Origin of the sequence: Pseudotabrizicola sp. 4114, assembly GCF_031457365.1 — a bacterium.
GTDB lineage: Bacteria > Pseudomonadota > Alphaproteobacteria > Rhodobacterales > Rhodobacteraceae > Pseudotabrizicola.
The window spans coordinates 1-19,461 of record NZ_JAVDWP010000003.1; the positions used below are offsets into that span (position 1 = coordinate 1).

16 protein-coding genes and 1 riboswitch are annotated in these 19,461 nt (G+C 64.1%); of the genes, 15 read left to right on the top strand and 1 reads right to left on the bottom strand.

All coding sequences use genetic code 11. The features are described from left to right. The first annotated feature begins 266 nt into the window (after positions 1-266). From J2X53_RS07440 to cysA, 5 genes are all read left to right on the top strand, one after another. Complete coding sequence (locus tag J2X53_RS07440; protein WP_349036860.1) at positions 267-536, top strand: hypothetical protein; 270 nt, start codon at positions 267-269, stop codon at positions 534-536. Positions 537-748: 212 nt separating this feature from the next. Next, positions 749-1,765: a sulfate ABC transporter substrate-binding protein gene (locus J2X53_RS07445; protein WP_349037363.1), complete on the top strand. Its 1,017-nt coding sequence runs from the start codon at positions 749-751 to the stop codon at positions 1,763-1,765. 67 nt (positions 1,766-1,832) lie between these two features. Continuing rightward, entirely contained in the window at positions 1,833-2,669 is an 837-nt protein-coding gene (gene cysT, locus J2X53_RS07450) for a sulfate ABC transporter permease subunit CysT (protein ID WP_349036861.1), read from the top strand. Then, on the top strand, positions 2,662-3,525 hold the full coding sequence (gene cysW, locus J2X53_RS07455; protein WP_349036862.1) for a sulfate ABC transporter permease subunit CysW: 864 nt from the start codon (positions 2,662-2,664) through the stop codon (positions 3,523-3,525). Before cysT ends, cysW begins: the two co-directional genes overlap by 8 nt. Before the next feature lie 10 nt (positions 3,526-3,535). After that, entirely contained in the window at positions 3,536-4,255 is a 720-nt protein-coding gene (gene cysA / locus J2X53_RS07460) for a sulfate ABC transporter ATP-binding protein (protein ID WP_349036863.1), read from the top strand. 148 nt (positions 4,256-4,403) lie between these two features. On the opposite strand, the gene J2X53_RS07465 is transcribed toward cysA, so the two are convergent. Next, the gene (locus J2X53_RS07465; protein ID WP_349036864.1) at positions 4,404-5,396 is read right to left on the bottom strand and encodes a LacI family DNA-binding transcriptional regulator; all 993 of its coding nucleotides are present in this window, start codon (positions 5,394-5,396) and stop codon (positions 4,404-4,406) included. Positions 5,397-5,705: 309 nt separating this feature from the next. Between J2X53_RS07465 and J2X53_RS07470 the strand changes: the two genes are divergently transcribed. The 10 genes from J2X53_RS07470 to J2X53_RS07515 all read left to right on the top strand — a co-directional run bounded on the left by J2X53_RS07470 (position 5,706) and on the right by J2X53_RS07515 (position 19,331). After that, the gene (locus J2X53_RS07470; protein ID WP_349036865.1) at positions 5,706-7,466 is read left to right on the top strand and encodes an ABC transporter substrate-binding protein; all 1,761 of its coding nucleotides are present in this window, start codon (positions 5,706-5,708) and stop codon (positions 7,464-7,466) included. 107 nt (positions 7,467-7,573) lie between these two features. Then, entirely contained in the window at positions 7,574-9,694 is a 2,121-nt protein-coding gene (locus tag J2X53_RS07475; protein WP_349036866.1) for an alpha-amylase family protein, read from the top strand. Continuing rightward, positions 9,694-10,680 (top strand): ABC transporter permease, encoded by a 987-nt coding sequence (locus J2X53_RS07480; RefSeq protein WP_349036867.1) that lies wholly within the window; start codon positions 9,694-9,696, stop codon positions 10,678-10,680. The genes J2X53_RS07475 and J2X53_RS07480 overlap by 1 nt, the downstream gene beginning before the upstream one ends. Beyond that, positions 10,677-11,882, top strand: a complete 1,206-nt coding sequence (locus tag J2X53_RS07485) for an ABC transporter permease (RefSeq protein WP_349036868.1) — start codon at positions 10,677-10,679, stop codon at positions 11,880-11,882. The genes J2X53_RS07480 and J2X53_RS07485 overlap by 4 nt, the downstream gene beginning before the upstream one ends. A gap of 8 nt (positions 11,883-11,890) precedes the next feature. Further along, positions 11,891-13,618, top strand: coding sequence for an ABC transporter ATP-binding protein (locus tag J2X53_RS07490; protein ID WP_349036869.1), 1,728 nt, complete (start codon positions 11,891-11,893; stop codon positions 13,616-13,618). A gap of 89 nt (positions 13,619-13,707) precedes the next feature. Continuing rightward, on the top strand, positions 13,708-15,807 hold the full coding sequence (locus tag J2X53_RS07495; protein ID WP_349036870.1) for a beta-galactosidase: 2,100 nt from the start codon (positions 13,708-13,710) through the stop codon (positions 15,805-15,807). Between the two features lie 59 nt (positions 15,808-15,866). After that, a riboswitch (cobalamin riboswitch) is annotated at positions 15,867-16,078 on the top strand. Positions 16,079-16,107: 29 nt separating this feature from the next. Beyond that, the gene (locus J2X53_RS07500) at positions 16,108-16,560 is read left to right on the top strand and encodes a DUF1636 domain-containing protein (RefSeq protein ID WP_349036871.1); all 453 of its coding nucleotides are present in this window, start codon (positions 16,108-16,110) and stop codon (positions 16,558-16,560) included. Then, entirely contained in the window at positions 16,557-17,330 is a 774-nt protein-coding gene (locus J2X53_RS07505) for an ABC transporter ATP-binding protein (RefSeq protein WP_349036872.1), read from the top strand. The genes J2X53_RS07500 and J2X53_RS07505 overlap by 4 nt, the downstream gene beginning before the upstream one ends. A 15-nt stretch (positions 17,331-17,345) precedes the next feature. Then, the gene (locus J2X53_RS07510; protein ID WP_349036873.1) at positions 17,346-18,278 is read left to right on the top strand and encodes an ABC transporter substrate-binding protein; all 933 of its coding nucleotides are present in this window, start codon (positions 17,346-17,348) and stop codon (positions 18,276-18,278) included. A 3-nt stretch (positions 18,279-18,281) separates the two neighbouring features. Continuing rightward, the gene (locus tag J2X53_RS07515; protein WP_349036874.1) at positions 18,282-19,331 is read left to right on the top strand and encodes an iron ABC transporter permease; all 1,050 of its coding nucleotides are present in this window, start codon (positions 18,282-18,284) and stop codon (positions 19,329-19,331) included. The last annotated feature ends 130 nt before the right edge of the window (positions 19,332-19,461 follow it).

A 19,461-nucleotide genomic window follows, 5' to 3' on the forward strand; every position in this document is an offset into this window, starting at 1 on the left:
GCTGGAAGACATGCTGCGCTCCGGCGCGGTGGCCGATCAGGTCATCGGCGCCTGAATCTGGTCCTAAGCTCCTGATATAAAATCCATATTGCTGCTCCGCCCCGGCAAGGCCCGCGCGGGGACGGAGAATAATCTTCTCTATACACGACTACATTTAGCGTGAATATTCCGTTGCAATACTCGACTAGTCCTGTCGTTATTAAGGCATCGGGAGCGGTGATCCGCCCCGGCCGGACCTGAGCCGAACCGACCAGAGGAGATTGCAGATGACCGCCGCTTTTGCCGCATTCCATCCCGCCGCCACCTGGGCCGGGGCCATGCCGATGATGCAAGGCCCAGAGTCTGCTCAAACCGCACGGGCCTGCATCGTGCGGCTGATTGACCGCCGCACCGGGGCGGCGCACCGGATCAACGGCACGCCGCTGACGCTGTACACCCGCCGCCCCGCCGAGGCCGCCGCCGAGCTGATGCAGGGCCGCGACCCGTCGGTCTGGGAGGCCCGCATCGAGCCGATCGAGCCGGAGGTGCGGCGATGAACGCTTACGGCCATCCCTCCAGCATCCTGGGCCTTGTCCCGGTGCTGCCCCGCTTTTTTGCCGCGCGACAGGCGCCGCAGACCCCCAACACACCCTCAAGGGAGACATCCATGCTGACCACCATCAAACTTGCGGGCCAGGTGACCGCACAGGGCCTCACCGTTGCCGAGCACAGCGACGGCCGGGTCACGATCGAGACCGGGCGCGAGCGGGTGACCGGCTGGCCGGTGCCGCGCTTTGTGCGCGGCGCGGTGTCGGCACTGGCACTGGCGGTGCTGGCTCTCGGGTCGGCCCCGGCTCAGGTGCAGGCCGAAACGCTGCTGAACGTCAGCTACGACCCGACCCGCGAATTGTATCGCGAGTTCAATGAGGCGTTCAGCGCCTGGTGGGTGGCACAGGGCAATACCGCGCCGGTGATCGAGACCTCGCATGGCGGCTCGGGCTCACAGGCCCGCGCGGTGGTGGACGGGCTGGAGGCGCAGGTGCTGACCCTTGCCCTGGCCGGCGATATCGACCGGGTGGCCGAGGCGGGCAAGCTGCCCGCCGACTGGCAGTCGAAACTGCCGCACAACTCCAGCCCCTACACCTCGACCATCGTGTTCCTGGTGCGCGAGGGCAACCCCAAGGGTCTGGCCGACTGGGGCGATCTGGTGGCCGAGGGGGTCGAGGTGATCACCCCGAACCCGAAAACGAGCGGCGGCGCGCGCTGGAACTATCTGGCGGCCTGGGCCTGGGCGGAAAAGAACGGGCAGGACCCGCAGGCGTTTGTCGGCCAGCTTTACAAGAACGTGCCCGTGCTCGACTCGGGCGCGCGCGGCTCGACCACGACATTCGCCCAGCGTGGCATCGGCGATGTGCTGCTGGCCTGGGAGAATGAGGCGTATCTGGCGCTGAAAGAACTGGGCGAGGATCAGTTCGACATCGTGGTGCCGTCGATCTCGGTGCTGGCCGAGCCGCCGGTGGCCTTGGTCGAGGGCAACATCAAGACCGACGCGCAGCGCGCGCTGGCCGAGGCTTATCTGAACTTCCTGTATACCCCCGAAGGTCAGGCGCTTGCCTTCAAGCACTTCTACCGCGCGTGGGATGCCTCTGCCGCCAACCCCGAAGATGTGGCGCGCTTCCCGGACCTCGAACTGGTCGACATCGCCAGCTTTGGCGGCTGGGGCAAAGTCCAGACCGACCACTTCGCTGACGGCGGCATCTTCGACCAGATCTACGTCGCCAAGTAACGCACGCGAAAGCACGCTCTGGCCATCCCGCGTTGGCCAGAGCCCCCCTGTCACACAAGGCGAACCGATGGGCAGACCCCTTATCCACCGCTCCCCGATGCCCGGCCTTGGGCTGAGCCTGGGGATCACCCTGACGATGCTGTCGCTGATTGTCCTGTTGCCGATCGGCGCCCTTCTGTGGCGGGGCGCCGCTTACGGTCTCGACGGGGTCTGGGCCACCGTGAACCGCGAACGGGTCTGGGCGGCCCTGTATCTCTCGTTCCGGTTGTCGCTGTTTGCGGCGCTGTTCAATCTGGTGTTCGGCGTGCTCTTGGCCTGGGTGCTGGTGCGCTACCGCTTTCCGGGGCGGCGTATCCTGGATGCCGCCGTCGATCTGCCCTTTGCGCTGCCCACGGCGGTGGCCGGCATCGCGCTGACGGCGCTTTATGCGCCGAACGGGGTGTTTGGCCAGCTGGCGGCGGGCATCGGCTGGAAGATCGCCTACAGCCAATGGGGCATCCTGATCGCGCTGATCTTTGTCGGCCTGCCCTTTGTCACCCGCACCGTGCAGCCGGTGATCGAAGAGATCGAGCGCGAGGTTGAAGAGGCCTCGGCCACGCTGGGCGCATCGCGCTATCACACCCTGCGCCATGTCATCCTGCCGATGCTGGCCCCGGCGGCGCTGACCGGCTTTGCCCTGTCGCTGGCGCGGGCAGTGGGCGAATACGGCTCGGTGATCTTTATCGCCGGAAACATCCCCCTCGTCACCGAAATCGCGCCCCTGCTGATCGTGATCCAGCTCGAAGAGTTCAACTATGACGCCGCTGCCGCGATCGGCATCGCCATGCTGCTGATCAGCTTTGCCATGCTGCTGCTGATCAACCTGATACAGGTCTGGAGCCGCCGGAGGATTGGCTATGTCTGACACCACCATCCTGAAATTCCGCTCGGCCACCGAGGAAACCCCGCTGGCCCGCTGGCTGCTGATCGGCCTCGCCGCCGCCGGGATGGGCCTGCTGGTCGCCGCCCCGCTGATTGCGGTCTTTGTCGAGGCGCTGGCCCGGGGCTGGGCGGCGGCTGTGGCCTCTCTGGCCAACCGCGACGCGCTCGAAGCGATCAAGCTGACGCTGATCATCGCCGCCATCTCGGTGCCCTTGAACGCGGCCTTCGGCATCGCGGCGGCCTGGTTCATCACCAAGTTCGACTTCCGCGGCAAGGCGTTTTTGATCACCCTGATCGACCTGCCGTTCTCGGTCTCGCCGGTGGTGGCGGGCCTGTGCATCGTGCTGATGTTCGGCACCAATTCGCTGTTGGGCGGCTGGCTGGTCGCCAACGGCTACCCCATCGTCTTTGCGCTGCCCGGCATTGTCATCGCCACCATGTTCGTGACCTTCCCCTTTGTCGCGCGCGAGCTGATCCCGGTGATGATCGAACAGGGCCGCGCCGAGGAAGAGGCGGCACTGACGCTGGGCGCAAGCGGCTGGCGCACGTTCTGGACGGTGACTTTGCCCAACATCCGCTGGGCGCTTCTGTACGGTGTGCTCCTGTGCAACGCCCGCGCGATGGGGGAGTTCGGGGCGGTCGCGGTGGTCTCGGGCAAGATCCGGGGCCAGACTGCGACCATGCCGATCACCATCGAGATGTTCTACAACGAATACCTCTCGGTCGCGGCCTTCTCCCTTGCCGCCGTGCTGACGCTGCTGGCCCTCGTCACCTTGCTCCTGAAAACCGCCCTGGAACTCCGCCATGCCGATCAACTCGCCGCCACGCACCGCCATTAGGAGAGCCCCCATGCACATCGACATCGACGAAATCTCCAAATCCTTCGGCACCACTGCGGCGTTGCATCCGGTGTCGCTGTCGCTGCCATCGGGCGCGCTGGTGGCGCTCCTGGGACCGTCCGGCTCCGGCAAGACCACGCTGTTGCGCATCCTGGGCGGGCTGGAGTTCCCCACCTCGGGCCGGGTGCTGTTCGACGGGGCGGATGCCACCGGCCTGACCGTGCAGGAGCGCCGCGCGGGCTTTGTGTTCCAGAGCTACGCCCTGTTCCGCCACATGACGGTGTTTGACAACATCGCCTATGGCCTCAACGCCCGGCCCCGCGCTGCCCGCCCCACCAAGGCCGAAATCGCCCGCCGCGTGACCAAGCTGCTGGAACTGATCCAGCTGCCCGACATCGGCGCGCGCTACCCCAGCCAGCTCTCCGGCGGTCAGCGCCAACGCGTGGCCCTCGCCCGCGCGCTGGCCATCGAGCCGCGCATGCTGCTGCTCGACGAACCCTTCGGCGCGCTCGACGCCAAGGTCCGCCGTGAACTCCGCCAGGGCCTGCGCGACATCCACGACACCACCGGCCTCACCACCATCTTCGTCACCCATGATCAGGAAGAGGCCATGGAACTGGCCGATCTGGTCGTCGTCATGTCGATGGGCCGCATCGAACAGATCGGCAAACCCCAGGACATCCGCGCCAGACCAGCATCCCCGTTTGTAAAAGAGTTCATCACCGCATGAGGGAATGGGGCAGGGGACAGAGGATCGTGCGAACATGGATCGTCTCTGCGGGCGGGGTTTGTTCTGTCGCGACAGCCTGCGGCGCCCCCCGTCTGGGGTGAGCGCATGCAAAGGTACCGGGTCTGCGCTGATGAAGAACCGGTCAGCCTTATGGTTGCTGCGGTGCAGGCCCGGCAGAGCCACGTTCGATCAGAATATTGGGCACGAACATGCGCACCGGTGCAAAGTCAACGTCCGGGTTGCGCAACCGGGCGTCAAGACGCCTGACCGCGTTGCGCCCGAATTCAGAGGCGCGGATCTTCATCGTGGTCAGTGGCGGGCTGACCTGTGTTGCCGCGCTGAAATCGCCAAACCCGACCACCGACACGTCGCGCGGAATACGCCAGCCGCGGGACAGGATGTCGGTATAGGCGGTGATCGCCATCCCGTCATGGCCGCAGAAAAACCCGGTCGGACGCCCGCCCGCCGCAAGGATCTGATCCAGCCCGTCGGAAAAGCTTTTGTCTTCGCCCCAGGTCAGATCATGGCAGGTCAGGCCGGGGGTGGCAGAGGCAAATTCCTGCAACCCGTGCCAGCGCTCGCGGCGACCGCGCAGGTCGATGTCGCCGTGAACAAAGACAATCTCGCGGTGACCAAGGTCGAACAGGTAGCGCCCGGCCGCGACACCGGCTTCGCGGTCGGTGCCGCCGACGTGGTCCACCTGCTCAAGCGGCTCCAGCCAGCCGGCGCGCACCACGGGTTTGCCACTGGCGTTGATCTGCGCCAGTGCGGCCTTGTCACGTATGTTGACCGAGAATATCCCCGCACACCGCTCGATGAACCGCGCCAGATCGCGTGGGTCCGAGGCCCAGTGCGCATGGATCGTATAGCCAAGCCGTGCCGCCTCACTTTGAAGGCCATTCTGGATCTGGATGTTCATTTCGCCATTCACCGGATCCTCATTGGCAAAGACCGCGCCGATGGTGCTGGTCTGAACCACGGGCGGGCGTTCTGGCCGGGCATAGCCAAGCCGCTCTGCCACGGCGGTGACGCGGGCCCGGGTTTCCTCGCTCACCCCCAGTTTGCCGGACAGCGCGCGTGAGACGGCGAATTTGGAAAGACCCGTTTCTTCAGCGATGATTCGCAGGGTGATCTTGCTCATCCGGCACCTCTTGTCTTGCCGCATTGCGGCGCATCCGGCGCAAGTTTCTTGAATAACAAACTTATAGGCGTTTGCTAATGCAGAAACTTTCAAACTTACATAACGCTTTACCTAACGGTATTACTTATTCGATGCTGAAAGGGAACTGGAAAATGATTTCGTTCTGGGAGGAACAGCATGAACAGGATCGGCAGACGCGGCTTTATTGTCTCGACAACCGCCCTTGCAGGCATGGCGTTGGGTGGGTTTCCGGTCTTTGCACAGAGCGGAGACTTGCCTGATCTTGAGGAGAGATTGCCCAAAAATCCTTTGATCATAACACCAACCGACCGACCTGGGGTGCAGGGTGGCACCTGGAACCACGCGCTGGTCGGCGGTGGGTCGCTGTCGATGCTGATCCGGTATCAGTCCTATGAGCCGCTGGTGCGATTCACGCCAGACTGGACTGGCATTGAACCTAACGTTGCGGAAAGTTATGAGATCAACGAAGACTCCACGGTCTATACCTTCAAGCTGCGCGAAGGCCACAAATGGTCTGACGGCCAGCCCTATACCACCGAGGATATCCGGTTCTGGTATGAAGACATCTTCACCGACCCCGAAGGCGGCTCGACCAATGGTCAGAGCTTCTGGCAGGCGGACGGCGTGTTGGGCACGCTGGAAGTCGTGGATGAAACCACATTCCGCGTGGTGTTTACCTCGCCCAACGGGTTTTTCGCGCAAGGGCTGGCCTGGGCAAATCAGGATCAGCTGACCCGGGCACCGGCCCATTACCTCAAGCAGTTTCACATCCGCTATAACCCCGAGGCGAACGCGCTGGCACAGGCGCAGGGGTTTGAGGGCTGGGGCGCGCTGTTTGCGCGGGAACATGGGCTGGCGGAAGACAACGTCCACTTCCAGAACTCAAAACGCCCGACCCTGAATCCTTGGATGTTCACCAGCGCCCCGGGCGAGGATACCGAGCGGGCGATTGCAGTGCGCAATCCCTATTACTTCAAGGTCGATACCGCAGGCACGCAACTGCCGTACTTTGACCGCGTCGTTTATCAGATGGTCGCTGACCCCGAGGTTCTGCTGCTCAAGACCCTGCAGGGCGAAATCGACATGATGGATCAGTACATTGCGACTCCGACGAACAAGCCTGTGCTGTTCGACGGGCAAGAGAGCGGCGATTATCATTTCTATACCCTGCGCGAGACGGCGGCCAATGTGATGGTGTTCTGCCTGAACCTCAACCACACTGATGAGGTCAAGAACACGCTGTTCAACACGCTGGAGTTCCGGCAGGCGCTGTCGCTGGCGATCAACCGGCAGGATCTGATTGACGCGGTGTTTGTGGGGCAGGGCGCCCCGGCGCAACCGTCGATCATCGAAGGCGATCCGCTGTATAATGAGCGGCTGGCGCAGCAGTTTACCGAATATGATCCGGTCCGCGCCAATGAGATGCTGGATGCGATTGTGCCCGAGCGGGACAGCGCAGGGTACCGGCTTGACCCTGCGGGGCGGCGGTTGTCGATCATCTTTGAGATTGACCAGACCCGGACCACCTTTGTCGACATGTTCGAATTGGCGCTGCCGATGTTCGAGGCGGTGGGTGTGGCGGCGCAGATGCGCACGATGGACCGGTCGCTGTGGGAAACAAGGGTGCGCAACGGGCGCGACTTTGACGCCTCGGCGCACCAGTTCGGGGCCAACTCGGGCATCGCCGCGATGCTGGATCCGCGCTACTTTGTTCCGTTCAGCAGCAACTCGATCTATGCGCCGGGTTGGGCCTTGTATTTCACCACCCCCGACAATCCCGATGCGATCGAGCCGCCGCAGGCGATCAAAGAGCAGATGGACCGCTATCGCGCCCTGTTGGCCACCGGCGACCCGGCAGAGCAGCAGGCCAGGATGGCCGAGATCCTCGACGTGGCGGCCGATCAGTTTCTGGTGTTCGGCGTCTCGTTGCCGGCGGATGGCTATGGGGTGGTCAAGAACAACATGGTCAACACCATGGATGTGATGCCCAACAGCTTTGGCTGGCCCACACCGGGGCCCTCGCGGCCAGAGCAGTTCTTCAAGACCTGACGCGCAGGCCGCTGACCTGCCGGGCGCGCGGCCCGTCGCCTCCCGGCGGCTGCGCGTCCCCTTTCCGTCCGATCCCTGATCGACGTTCCTCAATCGAAAGTAGACCCATGCCCGATACGGCCATCGATTCCGTACGCCTGCTGCGCACCCCTGACTGGTATCGCGGGGCAACCCGCTGGACGCAGCTGACCCTGGCCGAGGATGATCCGGTCAAATTCGATGTCGATGAATGGATCGAGGTGTTCCGGCGCACCGGATCGAATGCCGCCTGCCTGAGTGCCGGGGGCTATGTCGCCTATTATCCGACCAAGGTGCCTTATCACTATCGCAGCAAGTGGCTGGGCGACACCGACCCGTTCGGCGCGCTGGTCGATGGGGCGCGGGCGCTGGACATGCATGTGATGGCGCGGGTCGATCCGCATGCGATCCATGATGATGCGGCAACGGCGCATCCGGAATGGGTGGCGGTCGATGCGGCGGGCCAGCCGCGCCGGCACTGGGCCTATCCCGATGTCTGGGTGACCTGCGCCTATGGCGATTACAACACGCAGTACATGCCCGAAATCGTGCGCGAAATTGTGCGCGACTATGATGTGGACGCCGTTTTTGCCAATCGCTGGCAGGGTCACGGCATCTGCTATTGCGAGAGTTGCGCGCGGAAATTCCGCGACGCCTCGGGCCACGATCTGCCACAGGCGAGCGATCCGGCCGATGCGGGCTGGCGTGCCTGGGTGGCGTGGCGGCGGGAGCGGCTGACGACGATGGTTGTGGACTGGGACCGGGCGGTGCAGGCGGTCCGGCCCAATGCAAGCTTCATCCCCAATATGGGCGGGGCGTCGCTGATGGAGTTCGACCTTGCGACGATCGAGGCGCATTGTCCGTTTCTGGTGGTCGACCATCAGGGCCGCCACGGGCTGGAGCCGATGTGGATGGCCGGGCGCAACGCCAAGCGTATCCGCGCGACGTTTCGGGACCGGCCGGTGGTGCTGATCACCTCGGTCGGGCCGGAGGAGCCGGTTCACCGCTGGAAGGACTCGGTCACTACCGGGCCCGAGATGACCAGCTGGATCGCGGATGGGGCCGCGCATGGGATGTTGCCGTGGTTCACCAAGTTCAACGGGGTGATCCCCGACCCGCGCTGGATCGCGCCGGTTGCCGACGGGTTTGACCTGCATGCCAGGATCGAGTCCGCGTTGGACGCGACGGAGCCGGCCTGTGAAATTGCCATTCTGGATGCCACCACCACGTTGCGCCTGCACGACTGGCGGCAGCGGGACGCAGCCGAAGCGGATGAGAAAGGCTTTTGTCACGCGCTGGTCGAGGCGGGGCTGTCGTTTGAATTCGTATCAGACCATGCGATGACGCCCGAAATGCTCGACCGGTTCCGGGTGCTGATCCTGCCCAACGCGCGCTGCCTGTCAGATGCGCAATGCGCGTTGATTTCAGATTGGGTCGGGCGGGGCGGCAGTCTGGTTGTGGCGGGGGAAACTGCGCTGGCGACCGAAGACGGCACGCCGCGCGCTGAGTGCGGGCTGGCGGAGGTATTGGGCACCCGGATGACCGCCGCGCCGCGCGGGCCGGTGAAAAACACCTATGTCGAGCTGTCGGGCAGCCATCCCGTCAACGCAGGGTATGACGGGGCAAAGCGGATCATCGGGGGCCTGCGGCTTGTCGCGGTCGCGGCGGAGCCGGGCACCCAGACGCCGTTCCTGACCGTGCCCGACTTTCCCGATCTGCCGATGGAGGAGGTTTATCCGCGCCTGTCGGCCACCGATCCTGCAGTCGTCACCCGCGAGACTGCAGCGGGCGGTCGTACCGTGCATATCCCCTGGAATATCGGTGCCACCTTTTGGGAGGTTCTGGCGCAGGATCATCAGCGTCTGATGGAAAATGCGGTGCGCTGGGTGCTGGGCGGGCCGTCGATGGTCGAGGTGGCGGGGCCGGGTGTGCTGGATGTCGGGGTGCGGACGGCCCCGGGGGCCTGTCTGGTCACGCTGGTCAATCTGACCAATCCGATGATGTGGAAAGCGCCGATCCGCGACATCTATCCGGTTGGGGCGCATGAGGTGTCGATTGCGGTGCCAAAGGGGATCACGCGCGCAACGGCGCAGTTGCTGATTTCGGCAAAACAAGCAGAGGTTGAGTTGCGCGACGGGCGTGCCATTGTCACCGTGCCCGGCATTGAGATCCTCGAAGCCGTACATCTGACATGGAAGGAACCCGGCTGATGTGGGTCTATATCGTCAAACGGATCTTTCTGATGATCCCGACCTTGTTTGGCATCTCGTTGATTTCGTTCTTTATCATCCAGTTGCCCCCGGGGGATTATCTGACATCGCTCTTGGCCTCGATGTCGGACAGCGGACAGACCATCGACCCGGCAGAGATCGCGCGGATGCGGGCGACCTATGGTCTGGATGATCCGATGGCGGTGCAATACTTCAAGTGGATCACCGGGATCGTGTTGCGCGGCGACTTTGGCTATTCCTTTGAATGGGGCCGCCCGGTCAGTGATCTGATCTGGGATCGCATGGGATCAACGCTGGCGATCTCGCTTGCGGCACTGGTCTTTGTCTGGGCGGTGTCACTGCCGATCGGCATCTATTCCGCCGTGCACCGCCACTCGGTCGGGGACCATGTGGCGACGTTCTTCGGCTTTCTTGGCCTTGCCATTCCCAACTTCATTCTGGCGCTGACGCTGATGTATGTCAGCTACAAGTACTTTGGCCAAAGCGTCGGCGGTCTGTTCTCGCCCGAGTATATCGGCGCGGACTGGAGCTGGGGGCGGGTCTGGGATCTGATCAAGCATCTGTGGATCCCGATCATCGTGATCGGCACCTCGGGCACTGCGGCGCTGATCCGCATTCTGCGCGCCAACCTGACCGACGAATTGTCAAAGCCCTATGTGGTCACGGCGCGGGCCAAGGGGTTGTCAGAGTTCACGGTGGTCATGCGCTATCCGGTGCGGATCGCGCTCAACCCGTTTGTGTCGGCCATCGGCTGGGTGCTGCCCAACCTGATCTCCGGTGTCACCATCACCGCCATCGTCCTCAATCTGCCCACAGCGGGGCCGCTGTTGCTGCGCGCTCTGGTCAGTCAGGACATGTATCTGGCCGGCAGTTTCATCCTTCTGATGGGGGTGCTGACCCTGATCGGCATGCTGATCTCGGATGTGCTGCTGGCCCTTCTCGATCCGCGGATACGCTTCACATGACGCATCTTGATTACCCCTCCACCGCGCTGCCAGAGGATGGCCCGCATCGCATCACCGAAGAGCGGGGGCCTGCGATCAGCCCGCTTCGGCCCGGCATGGACTCCGGCAAGATTGCGGTGTCGTCGCAATGGACGCTGATCCGGCAGAAGTTTTTTGCGCATAAGGTGGCAGTGGCCGCTGGCATTGTGGTTCTGTTTTTCTACTTTGTCGGCCTCTTTGCCGAGTTCCTTGCCCCGACCTCGCCGACGCTGGCCCAGCCCCGCTTTACCTATGCGCCGCCGCAGGGCATTTCCCTGTTTGTCAGCGATGCGGATGGCGGCTGGTCGTGGCAGCCGCACGTCAAGGGCTACACCATGACGGTGGACCCGGCATCGTTGCGGCGGTCATTCGCCATCGACGAGGGGTCGGTCATTCCCATCGGCCTGTTTGTCGAAGGCACACCCTATCGGCTCTGGGGGCTGTTCGCGATGAACACGCATCTGGTCGGCCCGCTTGACCCGTCGCAGCCGATGAACCTGCTGGGCACCGACAGCCTTGGCCGCGATCTGCTGAGCCGGCTGATCCACGGCACCCGGATTTCTATGTCGATCGGCCTGATCGGCGTTGCTTCCAGCCTGTTGATCGGAGTCGTCCTTGGGGCATTGTCCGGGTATTTCGGCGGCTGGACCGATCTGGTGATCCAGCGGATCATCGAGGTGATCAGCGCGATGCCGACGATCCCGCTCTGGCTTGGCCTTGCAGCGGCGGTGCCCATCGCGTGGTCGCCGGTCACGGTCTATTTCGTGGTCACGCTGATCGTCTCGCTTCTGGCCTGGACCGGGCTTGCGCGCGAGGTGCGGGGGCGGTTTCTGGCCCTGCGCAGCGAGGATTTCGTCACTGCGGCGATTCTGGACGGATCGGGCCGGGGGCGGGTGATCTTTCGCCACATCCTGCCGTTGCTGACCTCGCACATCCTTGCGGTCGTTACACTGGCCATTCCGACGATGATCGTGGCCGAAACCGCGCTGTCGTTTCTGGGGATCGGGCTCAAGGCGCCGGTGGTCAGCTGGGGCGTGCTGCTGCAGGACGCGCAGAACATCCGCACCGTGGCGACAGCGCCCTGGCTTTTGATCTGGCCTGCCGGAGCGGTGGTTGTCACCGTGCTGGCGTTCAACTTTCTGGGGGATGGGATGCGTGACGCCGCAGACCCGTATGAAACATGAGCATGCCGATGAACACGCAGTCCATTCCCCCGAAATCCCGGACAGTCGCCGTGGCGGGAGCAGAGCCGCTGCTGTCGGTGCGGGGGCTGAGCATCGACTTTCACCTGCGCACCCATGTGTTGCACGCGGTCCGCGATGTCAGTTTCGATCTGTTTCCGGGGCAGACGCTGTGTCTGGTGGGGGAAAGCGGGTCGGGCAAATCGGTCACGGCGCGGGCCTTGTTGCGGCTGATCGACCCGCAGGCCAGGGTGTCGGGCGGGACCATCACGCTGAACGGGCCACAGGGCGCGCTGCGTCTGGATACGTTGGCCGCCAACGGGCGCGAGATCCGGGCCGTGCGCGGCGGGCGGATCGGCCTGATCTTTCAAGAGCCGATGTCGTCGCTGTCGCCGGTGCATACCATCGGATCGCAGATCGTCGAGGCCCTGCTGTTGCACCGCAAGATGACCAAGGCCGAGGCCAAGGCTGAAACGGTGCAGCTGTTGCGGCAGGTGGAGATTGCCAATCCCGAACAGATGGCCGACCGCTATACCTTTGAATTTTCGGGCGGCATGCGGCAACGCGCGATGATTGCCATGGCGCTGGCCTGCAATCCCGACATCCTGATCGCGGACGAGCCGACGACGGCGCTGGATGTCACGACGCAGGCCGAGATCATGGACCTGATCGCCCGGCTGCAGCGCGAGCGTGGTATGGCCATGCTGATGATCACCCATGACCTTGGGCTGGTGGCCGAAGTGGCCGATTCCGTTGCGGTGATGCGCTGGGGCAAGGTGGTCGAGCAAGGGCCGGTGGATGCGATTTTCCACGCGCCGCAGCATCCCTATACCCAAAAGCTGCTTGCGGCGACGCAGCGCCTGGATACCGCCGCCAAGCGCGCAGCCCCCGCAACCACCGGGCAGCCGCTCTTGTCGGTGCGCGGGCTGTCCAAGGGGTTTGGCGCCACGAACTGGCGGGGCCAGCAGACCTTTGCGATCAAGGCGGTCGATGATGTCAGCCTTGACCTGTGGCCCGGTGAAAACCTTGGGATCGTGGGCGAAAGCGGCTCGGGCAAGACGACGCTAGGGCGCATGCTTTTGCGCATCATCGAGCCGTCGGGTGGCAGTATCCTGTGGCAGGGCGATGGCCAGCCGGATGAGGTGACGACGATGCCGCGCCCGGCGCTGGCGCGCTATCGCTCGGCGGTGCGGCTGGTGTTTCAAGACCCCTTTGCCTCGCTCAACCCGCGCATGACGGTCAAGCAGGTGATTGCCGACCCGCTGATCGTGGCGGGCAAATTGAAGGGGGCGGCGCTGGAGGCGCGGGTGGGGGATCTGCTGGAGCTGGTCGGTCTGGAACGCTCGGCGATGGAACGCTATCCGCATGCGTTTTCCGGTGGCCAGCGTCAGCGCATCGGGATTGCGCGCGCACTGGCGCTGGATCCGCGCGTCATCATCGCGGACGAGGCGACCTCGGCGCTTGACGTGTCGATCCGGGCGCAGGTGCTGGATCTGCTGCTCGATCTGCAAAAGCGGCTCGACCTGAGCTTTGTGTTCATCGCGCATGACATTTCGGTGGTCCGGTATTTCTGCGACCGGGTCGCGGTGATGCACAAGGGCCGCATCGTTGAAACCGGCGCTGCCGAACAGATCTGCACCCGGCCCAGCGAGCCCTATACCCAAAGTCTGATCTCTGCGGTTCCGAACCCCGATCCGCGCAACCGCCGGATGCTGCACCGCACGCGGTTTGGTGCGTGACCCATAGGGAATGAATGCGCGATGCCCGCCGCGACCATCCACACCCCAAGACCCAGACCGTGCCCGATATAAGGGCCGAAAGGTTAGCCATGCCAATCCCTCACCCCCAGATCCCCTATGGCGCGGTCTATTTCCGCAAGTCAAACCCGCCGCGTGAGGATTGGGCGCGCGATTATGGCGTGGCAGCATCCGATGGCCTCAACACCTTTCGCCATTGGTTCATGTGGTCGGCGATCGAGCGGGCACCGGGCCGGTTCGACTGGGATGATTGCGACCGGCAGCTGGATCTAGCCGCCGAAAACGGCATGGCGACCGTTATCGCCGAGTTCACCATGGCGGCCCCCGACTGGCTGACCCGCAAGCTTGGCCATGCCCGGATGCGGACGGCAGACGGGCGGGCCATGGCATCACAGCTCAGCCCGTCAACCGCCGTGGGCGGCTTTGGCGAGGGTCTGGGCGGGGCAGGGCCGATGACCCTCAACGCGCCCGAGGTGCATGAGGCGGTGATGGGGTTTCTGACCCGGCTGGCCGAGCGCTATCGCGGCCACCCCGGCCTGATGGGCTATGACGTGAACAATGAGATGAACTATCAGCCGGAGTTTGATCACTCTGATCCGACGGCGGCGGCGTTCCGGGTCTGGCTGCGCCAGAAATACGGCAGCCTTGATGCGCTGGCCGAGGTCTGGCACCGCTATTCCTATGCCGACTGGGATGACATCATGCCGCCCCGGCAGGTGCAGCCCTATGCAGAATGTCTGGACTGGATGACCTTTCGCGAAGACAATTTCTACGGCCATGTCGACGACAAGATTGCCACGATCCGCGCCGCTGACCCGCAGGCGAAGATCATTTCGCACGGCATCGCAGGGTCGGTCACGGCATTGGCCGGGCATGGCTGCAACGACTGGCGGGCGGCGGAACAGGTCGAGATTTACGGCTATACCTGGATCGCGGCCCGCAAGGGCAACCAGCCGTGGCGCAACTTTTATGCTGGCGATCTGGTGCGGGGGGCGGCGCGTGGCAAACCGTTCTGGCACGCCGAGCGGCAGGGCGGGCCGCTGTGGATGCAGCCACAGGTTCTGGGCCGCGCCAAGAATGATGCGCGGGTTGCGACGCCCGAGGATATTCGGCTGTGGTCGCTTGCGTCCTTTGCTGCCGGGGCGCGGGGGATGATGAACCTGCGTTACCGCCCACTTTTGGATGGGCCGCTGTTCGGGGCATTCGGCGCTTATGGCATGGATGGCGAGCGCACCCCCAGATCCGAGATGCAGACGCAGATCGGGCGCTGGGCGAATGCGCCCGCGCAGGCAGGGCTGATGGCGGCCAAGCCGGTGCGGGGGGAAATCGGCCTGTTGCTGATCCCCGAGGCGCAGCGCTTTGACCGGCTGTTGTCGGCAGAGGGCGGTTTCACCACCTATCAGGACTCGATGTGGGGGGCCTATCGCGGCTTTTTTGACTTGGGCGTTCAGGCGGACTGGGTGCATTGCGACGACATTGACCAGTATGACGTGCTCTATGCGCCTTATCCGATCCTGATCCCGGCTGATCTGGCCAAACGCCTTGCCGCATGGGTGGCCAAGGGGGGCAAGCTGATCTCCGAGGCCTGTCCGGGATATTTCGGCGATATGGGCCGTGTCGGTGTCAGGCAGCCACACAACGGACTTGCCGAAATGTTCGGGATCGAAGAACACGAGGTCGAGTTCATGCCCGACATCGCCGACAGGATCGCTCTGACGCTTGATGGAGTGGCGCTGCGGGGGGGCGGCTTTCTGCAATCTTATCGGTCTGCCGGGGCGACGATCTTAGGCGGCTTCGATGATGGTCGGGTGGCCGTCACGACATCTCCCCATGGCGAGGGTCGCACATTGCTGATCGGGACCCATATTTCGGCAGGCCATTTCCGCGACATCGAGGCGGGCGGCGAGGGCGCAGCCGCATGGTTTGCGGCCTGTATGGCCTGGGCCGGGATCGTGCCCATGATCGACACTGGCAACCCTGCCGTGCAGGGCCGCCTGCATGTGGACGGGGACCAGCGCTATCTGTGGCTGGTGAACCCGACGGACGGGCCGCAGCCTGTCGATGTGCGGGTGAACGGCAGGGCGCTGATGCCGGGAGTGGTTCACTGGGGCGAAGACCTGTCGGTAGCCATTCCGGCGCGCGACGCGGTGATCATGGCGCTGCACCTGTGACGGGAGCATCCTGCCTGCCGGATTGAGCAGAATGTGGATTGACCCGGCGGGCTTGTGGCGGCAAACCTGTGCGGGATGGTTCCCGGCCAAACCACGCGCGGCCGGGTGAAAAGGGAATACGGTGTGGTGTAGGCAAAAGCCGCCAATTCCGTGACTGCCCCCGCAACTGTAAGCGGTGAGCGACCCCCGGTGCCACTGGCCGAAAGGCTGGGAAGGCGGGGCAAGCCCGGACCCGCGAGTCAGGAGACCTGCCATCGAAGTCAGTAACCACCGGGCGGGGTGCCCCGGAAGGAGTCTTCGATGGACGATAAACCGCGGCGGCCAGTGGCCACGCCCTCTTACTCCGTGGCGCAATCCGCGCCGCATCAGATATTGGTTTGCAAGGCCTGCAAACACACAGGCAGCAGCTGCGAGCCCGGCTTTGCCTTGCTGAAAAAGCTGCGCACGGCGATTGCAGCGGCGGGGTTATCGGGCGATTTCGACGTGTCGGGCACGGCCTGTCTGGCGGGCTGTGTGCCGGATCACGGTGGACCTTGCGTCGTGGGCTGGCGGGCAAATGCCAGGGCGACCTGGCTGTTCGGCGACATTGACCCGGCAGAGCCGATTGACGATCTTGTCGCATTCGCGCGCCTTTATGCCGCGCTTGATGACGGCTGGATGGCTGGCCGGGACTGTCCGCCGCGCCTGTGCGCCAACACTCTGGCCCGGATTCCGGCGGCGATGATCGTCACCTGCAAAGGGGCGATCCAGTGACCGACGTTGAACTGAGCGGCGTTTGCTGGGGGCCAAAGGGGCAGGCCGACATTCTGTCCGACATCAGCTTTGCCGTGCCGCAAGGCCAGATCATGGCGATCTGCGGGGCGAACGGGGCGGGCAAATCCTCGTTGTTGCGGCTGATCTATCGTCATCAGGCCCCGCGCAAAGGGACCGTGCGGCTGATGGGCAAGGACATCTGGCTGATGGGTGCGCCCAAGACGGCGCGCCACCTTGCCGCTGTCTTGCAGGAACAGCCCACCGATTTTGCGCTGACCGCCCGGCAGATTGTGGCGCTTGGCCGCCTGCCGCATCGCAAAGGCTGGGGCGCGGGCCTGTTTGCCTCTGGCGATGAGGACGCTGCGATCATCGAGGCTGCCATTCAGCGCATGGATCTGACCGGAATGGCCGACCGCGCCTTTGGCACGTTGTCAGGCGGTGAACGCCAGCGGGTGATGGTGGCCCGCGCGCTTGCGCAGCAACCGCGGGTGATCGTGCTTGATGAACCCACCAACCACCTCGACATCCGCCACCAGCTGGAACTTCTGGCGCTGCTCAAGGGGCTGGGCCTGACGGTCATTGCCACGCTGCATGACCTGACCCTGGCCGCCGAATTTGCAACCCGTGTGCTGATCCTGCGTGCGGGACGAATTCTGGCCGACGGCACGCCCGCCGAGGCGCTGACCGAGGCCACGCTTGCCGATGCCTTTCACGTCAGCGCGCGCATCGACCGGACAGGGCCAACCCCCCGTTTTTCCTTTCATCTCTGACAAACTGGACCAAACATGATCCGTCTTTCCCTTCTGGCCTTGCTGTTGTCTGCCACCGCCGCTGCCGCCTTTCCGGTCACGGTCAAAAGCTGTGACCGCGAAGTGACCTTTGATGCCGCCCCCAGCCGCGCCATATCGCATGATGTCAACCTGACCGAGATGATGCTGGTTCTGGGTCTGCGCGACAGAATGATCGGCTATACCGGCATTTCGGGCTGGAAGACGCTGGATGCTGAGATGCGTGCCGGTGTCGCCGAACTGCCGGAACTTGCGGCCAGATACCCCACCAAGGAAGTGATGGCCGGGGCCGAGGCTGACTTTTTCTTTGCGGGCTGGAACTACGGCATGAAAGTCGGCGGCGAGGTTACGCCCGCGACGCTGGAACCCTTCGGCATTCAGACCTATGAGCTGACCGAAAGCTGCATCCACATCGGGCCAAAGGCCAAATCCAGCATGGATGACATGTACAATGACATCCTGAACCTTGGAAAGATTTTTGGCGTCGAGGCCAGGGCCGCAGAGCTGGTAGCGGGCTGGAAGGACCGTCTGGCCGGGGCGACGGCGGGCGTTGACCGCTCGGCCCCGCTGCGCGTTTTCGTCTATGACAGCGGTGAAGAGGCACCCTTTACCGCCGGGGCTTATGCGATGCCGACTGCGCTGATCGAGGCGGCGGGGGGCACCAACATCATGAATGATCTGGAAAAGAGCTGGGCCGAAATCGGCTGGGAGCCGGTGGTGGAACGCAACCCCGAGGTGGTGGTGATCGTCAACTACGGCGATGTGACCGCCGAGCAGAAGATTGCCTTTATGAAGGACAGCGCCGCCTTTGCCAGCATCGACGCGGTAAAGAACGACCGTTTTGTCGTGCTGGAATATGTCGAGGCAACGCCCGGTCCGCGCAATATTCATGCCGTGGAAAAGCTGGTCGCCGGTTTCTGGAGCAACTGAGCCATGGTTGACGCCACCGCCCATCCCTCTGTCGCGCGCCGGGTCGGGACCGGCACCGGCATCGCCGTTCTGGCGGCGTTGCTGCTGCTGGTCTCGATCATCGTGGCTGTGTCGGTGGGGGCGGTGGCGATCCCGCTGAGCACGGTCTGGGGCGTGGCGCTGGACCGTGTCCTGCCGGGAGTTGTGACCGCGGACTGGAGTGTGGGCCGGGCCAACGTCGTCTGGGAAATCCGCTTTCCCCGTGTGGTGCTGGCCGGGCTGGTGGGGGCTGGTCTGGGCCTTGTAGGGGCGGCGCTGCAGGCGGTCACGCGCAACCCGCTGGCCGATCCGCACCTGCTGGGGATCTCTTCGGGCGGGGCTTTCGGGGCCATTGCGGCACTGATGCACACCGGGTTGTTCCTTGGTCTTTTGACCGTGCCGCTGATGGCCTTTGGCGGGGCGCTGGGGGCCACGGTGCTGGTGCTGGGGGTTGCGCAACTGGCGGGCGCCAGCAGTGCCGACCGGCTGGTGCTCGCGGGGGTGGCCGTCAGCTTTGTCATCATGGCATGTGCAAATATCCTGATCTTTCTGGGCGATCCGCGCGCCACCCATACCGTGGTGTTCTGGATGCTGGGCGGGCTGGGCCTTGCGCAGTGGAGCCATCTTTTGTGGCCGCTGGCCGTGCTGATCCCCTGTGGCCTGTGGCTTTGGGCGCAGGCCGGGCGGCTGAATGCAATGAGCCTTGGCGATGAAACCGCCGCCAGCCTTGGGATCGAGGTTGGTCGGTTCCGGCTGACCGTCTTTGTGGTGGCCGCGCTGATCACCGGGGTCATGGTGGCCTTTTCCGGGCTGATCGGCTTTGTCGGGCTGATGATGCCGCATCTGGTGCGGCTGGTGGCCGGGGGTGACAACGCCCGCGTGCTGCCCGGATCGGCGCTGGCGGGGGCGGTGTTCCTGATCTGGGCCGATGCTGCCGCCCGCGTGGTGATGGCCCCCGAAGACATGCCCATCGGTGTCGTCACTGGCCTGATCGGCGGGGTTTTCTTTATCTGGATGATGACACGCCGCCGATAAGCGGCGGTCTTGCCAGACGGCATTGGCGCGGGCCTGACAATTGGCCAATTGTCCCGGCAGGCGATAAATGCAACATGGGCCGGATGAACCGGCTTGCGCTCCCATGCCCAAGGCTTCGCCAGGCATTCTT

Coding starts and splice junctions, on each gene's coding strand:
- J2X53_RS07490 (WP_349036869.1), top strand. CDS start 11,891: ATGAACACGCAGTCCATTCCCCCGAAATCCCGGACAGTCGCCGTGGCG.
- J2X53_RS07500 (WP_349036871.1), top strand. CDS start 16,108: ATGGACGATAAACCGCGGCGGCCAGTGGCCACGCCCTCTTACTCCGTG.
- J2X53_RS07485 (WP_349036868.1), top strand. CDS start 10,677: ATGACGCATCTTGATTACCCCTCCACCGCGCTGCCAGAGGATGGCCCG.
- J2X53_RS07495 (WP_349036870.1), top strand. CDS start 13,708: ATGCCAATCCCTCACCCCCAGATCCCCTATGGCGCGGTCTATTTCCGC.
- J2X53_RS07465 (WP_349036864.1), bottom strand. CDS start 5,396: ATGAGCAAGATCACCCTGCGAATCATCGCTGAAGAAACGGGTCTTTCC.
- J2X53_RS07515 (WP_349036874.1), top strand. CDS start 18,282: ATGGTTGACGCCACCGCCCATCCCTCTGTCGCGCGCCGGGTCGGGACC.
- cysA (WP_349036863.1), top strand. CDS start 3,536: ATGCACATCGACATCGACGAAATCTCCAAATCCTTCGGCACCACTGCG.
- cysT (WP_349036861.1), top strand. CDS start 1,833: ATGGGCAGACCCCTTATCCACCGCTCCCCGATGCCCGGCCTTGGGCTG.
- cysW (WP_349036862.1), top strand. CDS start 2,662: ATGTCTGACACCACCATCCTGAAATTCCGCTCGGCCACCGAGGAAACC.
- J2X53_RS07480 (WP_349036867.1), top strand. CDS start 9,694: ATGTGGGTCTATATCGTCAAACGGATCTTTCTGATGATCCCGACCTTG.
- J2X53_RS07510 (WP_349036873.1), top strand. CDS start 17,346: ATGATCCGTCTTTCCCTTCTGGCCTTGCTGTTGTCTGCCACCGCCGCT.
- J2X53_RS07475 (WP_349036866.1), top strand. CDS start 7,574: ATGCCCGATACGGCCATCGATTCCGTACGCCTGCTGCGCACCCCTGAC.
- J2X53_RS07440 (WP_349036860.1), top strand. CDS start 267: ATGACCGCCGCTTTTGCCGCATTCCATCCCGCCGCCACCTGGGCCGGG.